Genomic DNA, 2351 nt, shown 5'->3' with positions numbered 1-2351 from the left:
CGCGGTGCTCCTGGTTCCACACGCTGGAGCCGGTGACGTCGCTGGGCAGCAGGTCGGGGGTGAACTGGATGCGGCGCACGGACCCGTCGACGGCGCGGGGCCCGCGTGGGGCACAGTGGAGGCTGGTCGCGACGGCGAGGCCGCGCGCGAGGACCACCAGCGCGGCCGAGCCGCGCTGCAGGAGGAGACGAGGCCACGTGACGACCACGAGCGCACCCGCCGGCAGCCAGCCCGGCGACCCGCTGGCGGGGCAGCCCGGCGACGCCCTGCCCGCCGCCCTGGAGGAGCTGGCCGCCACGGCCGACGAGCTGGCCCGCACGGTGGACCGGGTCATCCGCGGCAAGGACGAGGCGGTGCGCCTGGCCCTCACCGTGCTCTTCGCCGGCGGGCACCTGCTCGTGGAGGACGTGCCGGGCGTGGGCAAGACCATGCTGGCCAAGGCCCTCGCCCGCGCCGTCGACGGGTCCGTGCGCCGCATCCAGTTCACCCCCGACCTGCTGCCCAGCGACGTCACCGGCTCCAGCGTGTGGAACCAGGAGCACCGCGCCTTCGAGTTCCGCCCCGGGGCCGTCTTCGCCAACGTCGTCATCGGCGACGAGATCAACCGCGCCTCCCCCAAGACCCAGTCCGCGCTGCTGGAGTGCATGGAGGAGGGGCAGGTCACCGTCGACGGCACCACCTGGCCCCTGGAGCGCCCCTTCGTCGTCTTCGCCACCCAGAACCCCGTGGAGATGGACGGCACCTACCCGCTGCCGGAGGCCCAGCGGGACCGCTTCACCGCCCGCATCTCCATGGGGTACCCCTCCGCGCAGGCGGAGCTGCAGATGCTCTCCGAGCACGGCGGCGCCGAGCCCCTGGACGAGCTGAGCCCCGTGGTGGGCGTGCAGGACGTGCGCCGGCTCTCCGACGCCGTCCGCGGCGTGCACGCCGCGGAGGCCCTCAAGCAGTACGTCGTCGACCTCGTGCGGCGCACCCGCGCCCACCACGACCTGCGCCTGGGCGCCTCCCCGCGCGCGGCCCTGCACCTGCTGCGCACCGCCCGCTCGCGCGCGGCGATGGAGGGCCGCGACCACGTGCTGCCCGACGACGTGCAGGCCCTGGCCGTGCCCGTGCTGGCGCACCGCCTGCTGCTGACCGCCGACGCGCAGCTGTCCGGCCGCGACGGCGCCGAGGTGGTCACCGACGTGCTGCGCACCACCGCGCTGCCCTCACCGCGGTGAGCCGCGCCCGCCGCGGCGGCGAGCGGCCCGACCTGCAGCCCACCGCGCGCGGGTGGACGCTGCTGGCGACGGGCCTGCTGGCCGTCGGCACCGCCCCGGCGCTGGGGCAGCGGGACCTGCTGCGCGTCGGCGTGCTGCTGACCGCCCTGGTGGCGCTGGCCGCCGTCACCGCCCACCGCTCCTGCCGGACCCTCGACCTCACGTCGAGGTCGGGGTCCGGGATCGCGGAGGCGGGCGCCCCCACCGCCGTGCGCCTCACCGTGCGCGGCCGCGGCCGCCCCGGCGGACGAGTGGTGCTCGAGGACGCCGTCCCCCTGGCCCTCGGCGGCACGGCGCGGGTGGGGGTGCCGCGCGTGGCGCCCGGCGAGACCCTCGACCTGCAGCACACGGTGAGGTCGGACGTGCGCGGCAGCTACCGCCTCGGGCCGGTCACCGTGCGCGCCCGCGACCCCTTCGCCCTCGTCGTGGCCTCGCGCCCGACCGGGCCGGTGGCGACGCTGGACGTGCTGCCGCGCGTGCACCGGCTGGCGGACCTGTCCCTGGGCGACCTCGGCGGCGCGCGCGGCTCCTCCGCCGGCGCGGCCGCCACCACCTCCCCCGACGACGCCTCCATCCGCGCCTACCGCGTCGGCGACGACCTGCGCCGGGTGCACTGGCGCTCCACCGCGCGGCGCGGCGAGGTCATGGTCCGCTCCGACGAGCACCCCGGCCGCCCGGACGTCGTGCTGCTCCTCGACGACCGCGCCCGCGCCCACCACGGCCGCGGCGCCGCCTCGTCCCTGGAGTGGGCCGTCAGCGCCGCCGCCTCCGCCGCCGTGCACCTGCACGAGCGCCACCACCGGGTGCGCCTGCTGCACGGCGGCCGGCTGGAGCAGGTGCGCGGCACCGACGAGGCCTCCGCGCTGCGCTCCCTGCTGCAGACGCTGGCGCGCCTGCAGCCCGGTCCCGAGGACGGCCTGGCCCGCTCCCTGGCGGCCCTGGGGCGCGCGGAGTCCACGCTGCTGGTCGCCGTGCTCGGCGAGGTCGACGAGGCCGACGTGCAGCCCCTGACCAGCGCCCGCCCGCTGGGCGCCCCCGCCCTGGCCGTCCTGCAGCGCACCCGGCTGTGGGAGCGCGGGGCAGGGCCCGGGG

Annotated in this window: 3 protein-coding genes; 2 read left to right on the top strand and 1 reads right to left on the bottom strand. The window is 78.1% G+C overall.

Annotation, left to right across the window (positions count from 1 at the left end):
* On the bottom strand, positions 1-157 hold a 157-nt coding region (locus GTR00_RS24410; protein WP_407659742.1), incomplete at its 3' end, for an AAA family ATPase.
* Positions 158-197: 40 nt separating this feature from the next.
* Between GTR00_RS24410 and GTR00_RS19090 the strand changes: the two genes are divergently transcribed.
* Together GTR00_RS19090 and GTR00_RS26055 are read left to right on the top strand one after the other, a co-directional pair.
* Positions 198-1220, top strand: a complete 1023-nt coding sequence (locus tag GTR00_RS19090; RefSeq protein ID WP_166613143.1) for an AAA family ATPase — start codon at positions 198-200, stop codon at positions 1218-1220.
* On the top strand, positions 1217-2351 hold a 1135-nt coding region (locus tag GTR00_RS26055; protein WP_166613142.1), incomplete at its 3' end, for a DUF58 domain-containing protein. The genes GTR00_RS19090 and GTR00_RS26055, both read left to right, overlap by 4 nt.

The sequence above is a fragment of the Kineococcus indalonis genome (genome assembly GCF_009906395.1).
GTDB lineage: Bacteria > Actinomycetota > Actinomycetes > Actinomycetales > Kineococcaceae > Kineococcus > Kineococcus indalonis.
This window is presented reverse-complemented; position numbering and strand designations above follow the sequence as displayed.